Source organism: Xanthomonas sp. SHU 199 (assembly GCF_000364665.1).
GTDB classification, from domain to species: Bacteria; Pseudomonadota; Gammaproteobacteria; order Xanthomonadales; family Xanthomonadaceae; genus Xanthomonas_A; species Xanthomonas_A sontii.
Genome location: NZ_AQOI01000420.1, coordinates 1 through 6495, shown reverse-complemented (window position 1 = coordinate 6495; position 6495 = coordinate 1). Strand labels below are relative to the sequence as shown.

Annotated in this window: 5 protein-coding genes and 1 pseudogene; 3 read left to right on the top strand and 3 right to left on the bottom strand. The window is 72.3% G+C overall.

Going from position 1 to position 6495, the window contains the following annotated elements:
• From D183_RS24790 to D183_RS0113760, 3 genes are all read left to right on the top strand, one after another.
• Positions 1–660: glycosyltransferase family 2 protein (locus D183_RS24790; RefSeq protein WP_017909515.1), on the top strand; the 660-nt coding region annotated here is incomplete at its 5' end.
• Positions 657–2282, top strand: coding sequence for an NAD(P)/FAD-dependent oxidoreductase (locus D183_RS0113765; protein WP_017909514.1), 1626 nt, complete (start codon positions 657–659; stop codon positions 2280–2282). The genes D183_RS24790 and D183_RS0113765, both read left to right, overlap by 4 nt.
• A gap of 209 nt (positions 2283–2491) precedes the next feature.
• Positions 2492–4168, top strand: a complete 1677-nt coding sequence (locus tag D183_RS0113760) for a tannase/feruloyl esterase family alpha/beta hydrolase (protein ID WP_017909513.1) — start codon at positions 2492–2494, stop codon at positions 4166–4168.
• Between the two features lie 61 nt (positions 4169–4229).
• On the opposite strand, the gene fabG is transcribed toward D183_RS0113760, so the two are convergent.
• From fabG to D183_RS0113745, 3 genes and pseudogenes are all read right to left on the bottom strand, one after another.
• On the bottom strand, positions 4230–4967 hold the full coding sequence (gene fabG / locus D183_RS0113755) for a 3-oxoacyl-ACP reductase FabG (RefSeq protein ID WP_017909512.1): 738 nt from the start codon (positions 4965–4967) through the stop codon (positions 4230–4232).
• Between the two features lie 275 nt (positions 4968–5242).
• The gene (locus D183_RS0113750) at positions 5243–5674 is read right to left on the bottom strand and encodes a phosphotransferase (RefSeq protein ID WP_017909511.1); all 432 of its coding nucleotides are present in this window, start codon (positions 5672–5674) and stop codon (positions 5243–5245) included.
• 4 nt (positions 5675–5678) lie between these two features.
• A pseudogene (locus tag D183_RS0113745) lies at positions 5679–6495 on the bottom strand (MMPL family transporter); the annotation flags it as partial.

The window sequence follows — 6495 nt, the reverse complement described above, 5'->3', positions numbered from 1 at the left end:
GCCCTGCCGGTGACCCTGCTGCGCCATCCGCAACGCCGCGGCAAGGGCGCGGCGCTGCGCAGCGGCTTCGCCGAGGCGCAGCGCCAGGGCGCGCGCGCGGTGATGACCATGGACGGCGACGGCCAGCACAGCGCCGCCGACTTCCCGCGGTTGCTGGCCGCGGCCAACCGCCATCCCGGCTGCGTGATCGTGGGCGCGCGCCTGCGCAAGCGCGCCAGCCAGCCGCCGATCCGCCGCATCGGCAACGATTTCGGCGACTGGGGCATCGCCTGGGGCTGCGGCTTCCGCCTGGTCGACAGCCAGAGCGGCCAGCGCCTGTACCCGCAGTCGGTCTACACCCTGCCCGACGTGCCCGGCGAGGGCTTCGTGTTCGAGGCGCAACTGCTGATCTCCGCGGCGCGCCAGGCCGGCGCACGGGTGGTGGCGGTGCCGATCGAGACCCGCTACGCCAACCAGACCCCGGGCACGTTCCGCAAGAGCCACTTCCGGCTGGTGCGCGATCTGTGGAAGATCACCTCGCACGTGATCGTGCAGGTGTGGACCTATGGGCACGTGGTGCGCGAGTACCGGCGCACCCGCGCCAACCCGGTGCTGATCGACGACATCGACGGCACCCTCGACACGGCCCCCCTGGCCGTCGCCAAGGAAAAGACGACATGAAGGCAGCGCAGGCGGATGTGGCGATTCTGGGCGGCGGACTGGCCGGACTGACCCTGGCGCTGCAATTGCGCCAGCGCGACCCGCAGCTGCGCATCCGCGTGCTGGAACGGCGCGCGCACCCGGTGCGCGAGGCCGCGTTCAAGGTCGGCGAGTCCTCGGTGGAGATCGGCGCGCACTACTTCGCCGAGGTGCTGGGCCTGCGGGAGCACCTGGATGCCGAACAGATCCGCAAGTTCGGCTTCCGCTTCTTCTTCTCCGACGGGCGCACCGACATCGACCAGTGCACCGAGCTGGGGGTGAGCCAGTTGCTGCCCACCCCGTCGTGGCAGATCGACCGCGGCCGCTTCGAGAACTTCCTCGGGCAGCGCGCGCGTGACCTGGGCGTGGAATTCCTCGACGGCAGCACGGTGCGCGGCGTCGACCTGGCCGAGGACGATGGCGACCACCGCGTGCGCTACAGCCGCGACGGCGCCGAGGCCAGCCTGCAGGCGCGCTGGGTGATCGACGCCAGCGGCCGCGCCGGCCTGCTCAAGCGCAAGCTCGGCCTGGCCCAGGACAACGCGCACCAGGCCAACGCGGTGTGGTGGCGGGTGGACGGGCTGGTCGATCCCAACGGCTGGTCGCAGGACAGCGCCTGGCTGCAGCGCTGCACGCCGCCGGACCGCTGGCGCTCGACCAACCACATGTGCGGCCCCGGCTACTGGTTCTGGCTGATCCCGCTGTCCTCCGGCGCGCATTCGCTGGGCATCGTCTGCGATGCCGCCCTGCATCCGCTGGAGACCATGAACACCCACGCCAAGGCGATGGACTGGCTGCGCACGCACCAGCCGCAGGTGGCCAGCACGCTGGAGCGCAGCGAGCACACGGTGCAGGACTTCCTGTTCCTGCGCGACTTCTCCTACGGCTGCAAGCAGGTGTTCTCGGCACAGCGCTGGGCGCTGACCGGCGAGGCCGGCGTGTTCCTGGATCCGTTCTATTCGCCGGGCAGCGACTTCATCGCCATCAGCAACACCTACATCTGCGAACTGATCGGGCGCGACCGCGCCGGGCGCGACATCGCGCCCTACGCCGAGCTGTACCAGCAGCTGTACTTCTCGTTCTACGAGAACACCCTGACCCTCTACCAGGACCAGTACCCGCTGTTCGGCGATGCCCAGGTGATGCCGGTCAAGGTGATCTGGGACTACACCTACTACTGGTCGCTGCTGGCGCCGCTGTACTGCACCGACCGCATCGCCGACCTGGCCGTGCTGGGCCGGCTGCGCCCGGCGCTGCAGCAGGCCAGCGCGCTCAACCTGGGCATGCAGGCGCTGCTGCGCGACTGGGGCGCGGCCAACCGTGCGCAGGCGGCGGCGGTGGCCGACGGACGCCTGCTGGATCAGTACCTGATCGGCTGGTTCCACGAACTCAACCGCGCCCTGAGCGACCGGCTGGACGATGCCGCCTTCGTCGCCCGCCTGCACGGCAACGTCGCGCGCATGGCGGAACTGGCCGGGGAGATCCTGGCACGCGCCCGCCAGCAGCATCCGGCGCTGGCCGACCACGGCCTGCTGGACGCATGCCGCGACGCGCAAACGCCGCTGCCGGTCCTGTCGCCGGCCTGGTACGCGGACGCCGCCTGATCCACGCGCAGGGCCATGCCGCCCTGCAACAACGCGCGCTTCGCTTCCCCGCCGCGAGGCGCCAGGCGAGCGTGCAATTGCGCGGCACGCGTCACATGGGGCGAATACCGCCCGCGCATTCGGGTTTTCGCACGCGCGGCGGTTGACGCCCTGGCGCCCCCGGCGCGACACAGGCCCGCCGCGCCCGGCGCGCCCTCCAGGAGAATTCCATGCGCTCCACGCTGCTCGCCTTGGCCCTGCCGCTGGCCGCTCTCGCCGCCGCCTCCACCGCACAAGCACAGACGACCGCGCGCGCACCGGCCTCGCCGGCACCACTGCAGCAGTCGTGCGACGCGCTAGCGAGCCGGCTCGCCTATCCCGGCACCCGCTTCACCGCGGTACGCAGCGTGGCGGCCGGCGCCCTGCAGGTGGCCGGCCAGCCGATCGGCGCGCACTGCCAGGTCACCGGGCTGATGCACGAACGCGTCGGCAGCGACGGCCAGTCCTATGCGATCGGCTTCGAGATGCGTCTGCCGGCGGCATGGAACGGGCGCTTCTTCTACCAGGCCAACGGCGGCCTGGACGGCAACGTGGTCCCCGCGCTCGGCGACATCGGCGGCGGCGGCCAGCGCGACAACCCGCTGCGCATGGGCTTTGCGGTCATCAGTTCCGATGCCGGGCACAGCAACGCGCAGAACCCGCTGTTCGGCCGCGATCCGCAGGCGCGCCTGGACTACGGCTACCAGGCGGTGCAGGCGCTGACCCCGATGGCCAAGCGCGTGGTGCAGATCGCCTACGGCAAGGCGCCGGACTACAGCTACTTCGGCGGCTGCTCCAACGGCGGTCGCCACGGCATGGTCGCCGCCGCGCGCGACGCGCAGGACTACGACGGCATCCTGGTCGGCGACCCCGGGTTCCATCTGCCCAAGGCGGCGATCGCGGATCTGGCCGCGGCCCAGCAACTGGCGGCGCTGGCCGGCGGCAGCGACACGCGCAGCGGCCTGACCGCCGCCGAGCGCAGCCTGGTGGCCGAGCGCATCGTCGCCACCTGCGATGCGCTGGACGGCGTGCGCGACGGCATGGTGCAGGACGTGCTCGCCTGCCAGCGCCGCTTCGACCTGAACCGCGATGTCGCCACCTGCGGCAGCGCCGGGCGCACCGGCCAATGCCTGACCCCGGCGCAGAAGCGCGCGCTCGGCGCCATCCACGCCGGCGCGCGCAACAGCGCCGGCACGCCGCTGTACGCGCCCTTTCCCTACGACCCGGGCATCGCCAGCGGCGACTGGGCCGGCTGGCGACAGGACGCCTCGCTGACCCTGGTGCCCGGATCGGTGGCCTTCGGCTTCGTCACCCCGCCGGAGGATCCGGCGGTGCTGCAGGACCTGAAGCACTATGCGCTGCAGTTCGACATGGACCGCGACGCGCCGAAGATCTTCGCCACGGCCGGCGCCTTTGGCGAATCCGCGTGGTCGTACATGACCCCGCCGAACGAGACCCGGCTGACCACGCTGAAGAAGCGCGGCGGCAAGCTGCTGATCTACCACGGCACCGGCGACGGCATCTTCTCCTTCGCCGATACCGCGGCCTGGTACGACCGCCTGCGCACCGCCGATGCCGACGCCGCCAGCTACGCACGCCTGTTCGCGGTGCCGGCGATGGCGCATTGCGCCGGCGGGCCGGCCACCGACCAGTTCGACGCGTTGACCCCGCTGGTGGCCTGGGTCGAGCAGGGCCAGGCGCCGGACGCGATCGTCGCCAGCGCGCGCGGCAGCGGCAGCGCCGCGCCCAATGCCGAGGTGCCGGCCAGCTGGAGCAGCCAGCGCAGCCGTCCGCTGTGCCCGTATCCGCAGGTGGCGCGCTACGTCGGCGGCGACGTGGAGGCGGCGTCCAGCTTCGTCTGCCGCTGAGCGCACGCCGCCGTTGCGCCGCCGGCATGGCGGTGCAACGGCCGCGTCGTTTTCGAGGCGGTCAGCCCATGCCGCCGTTGATGCCGATGACCTGGCCGTTGATGTAGGCGGCCGCGTCCGAGCACAGGAAGGCGACCAGTGCGGCCACTTCCTCCGGCTTGCCCGGGCGCCCGGCCGGGACCATCTGTTTGATCGCCTCCGGCGGGAACGAACTGTCCGCCATCGCGCCCTGGATCACGCCGGGCGCGACCACATTGACGCTGATGCCGCGGCTGGCCATTTCCCGCGCCAGCGACATGCTGGCGCCGTGCAGCGCCGCCTTGGCCGCGGCGTAGTTGGTCTGCCCGCGGTTGCCCAGCACCGCCGACACCGAGGACACGCTGACGATGCGGCCCCAGCGCGTGCGCGCCATCGGCAGCAGCAGCGGCTGGGTGACGTGGAAGAAGCCGTGCAGCGAAACGTCGATGACCTTGTGCCACTGCGCCGCGCTCATGCCCGCCATCGGCGCGTCGTCGTGGATGCCGGCGTTGTTGACCAGCACCTGGATCGGGCCGGCCTCCAGTAGCGCCGCCAGCGCCTGCGCGCTGGCCTGCGCATCGGCCACGTCGAACGCCACCGCCTCGGCGCTGCCGCCGGCGGCGACGATCGCCTCCACCACCGCCACGGCCCGCGCGACGTTGGCATTGGCGTGCACGATCACGTGCAGGCCCTGCGCGGCCAGGGCACGGCAGATCGCGCCACCGAGATCGCCGCTGCCGCCGGTGACCAGGGCGCGGCGCGGGGATGCAGGCTGGGACATCGTGGTTCCTTGGGCGGAGAGACAGAGCCGCCATCCTAACGACTCGTCGCGCATCGCGGGCACACCACCCGACGCCGCAGCGGCCGCGGGCGGGCGTCATCGTGGAAGCCCGCCACGATCGATGGCCCACCACGCCGCGAAACGGCACCTGCAGGAACGTGCCCGTGCATTGCCTGGGTGCACTGTGGGAGGGACTTCAGTCCCGACGCCTTCCACGCCTGGATACTCGGCAAGCGGCGCTCGCCGCGCCTGCAGCGCCGTCGACGCCTACGCGGTCACGCCGCGCCCAGCATCACCGTCGCGCGACCCTCGGCCAGCAACTGCCCGGCATGGCTGATGCGGAAGGCGTACTGCTGGCTGTCCTCGGCCTGCAGCAGCACCTCGGCCTCGCCTTCGATCGGACCCGGCAGATCCTGCAGTTCGGCGACGTGCAACTGCACCCCGCGCAGCGCCACCAGCATGCCCGGCCGCACCGGCGTGCCCGCGGCGCGACCGAGCAGGCCACCGTGCACCGCCATCGCCTGCGCACCGTACTCGCACAGGTGCAGCGCGCGCAGTCGATCGCCGCTGCGCAGCGGATGCGCGGCCTGGCGATGGGCAACGCTGCGCAACACCACGCGCTGCGCGTCCCAGGCCACCACCTGTTCCCACAGGCACATCAGGCCCTGGTGCGGGACCAGCGCGGCGATGGCGTCGCGCCCGTGCAAGGGTTCAGTGTGCATGGCGGCTCTCCCGGGTGTCGCTGGCGGTCTCGCGCGAAATCAGCAGCGCCAGCACGAAATTGAACAGCACGCCCAGCGCCACGGTGCTGCCGATCGCGCGCAGCACCGGGATGCTGGAGGCGGCCAGCAGCGCGAACACCAGCAGGGTCATCAGGCTGCACACGATCAACGCATGCAGGGTGCGCAACTGGTCGGCGCGGTCGTCGCCGGCGTGGTCGAAGAACAGCGCGTAGTCCAGGCCCAGGCCGGCGGCCAGGATCAGCGCGATCAGGTGGAACAGGTTCAGTTCGACCCCGCAGCCGCGCAGGATCGCCAGGATCAGCAGCGTGGTCAGGGCCATCGGCAGCAGCACGCGCACGATGCGCCGCGGCGTGCGCAAGGCGATCGCCACGGTCAGCGCCAGCAGCACCGCGGCCACGCCCAGCGCGGCGAGCACGCGGCCGCGGTAGGCGGCGACCAGCGACTCGGAGGCGTCCTTCAGGTCCAGCAGTTGCGCGCCGCTGCCCTGCACCGCGCGCGCCAGCTGCGCCGGATCGCGCAGCCCGGTCAGCGACACCAGTGCGGTGGTGCGGTCCGGACGCTCCAGCAGCAGGCCGCCGACGGGGGTCGCCAGCGGCGTGCCATGCAGATCGCGCGCGGTCAGCAGCGGCGCACTGCGCGCGGCCTGCAGGTCGGCCAGGAACGGCGCGAAGGCATCGGCGCGGAACGGGGTGGCGGCGACCGCGGCGGCGGTGATCGCCTGCGCCTGTGCCGTATCGGGCAGAGCGGCCTGGCGCCGGCGCTGGGTGGCGGCGCTGGGCAGATAG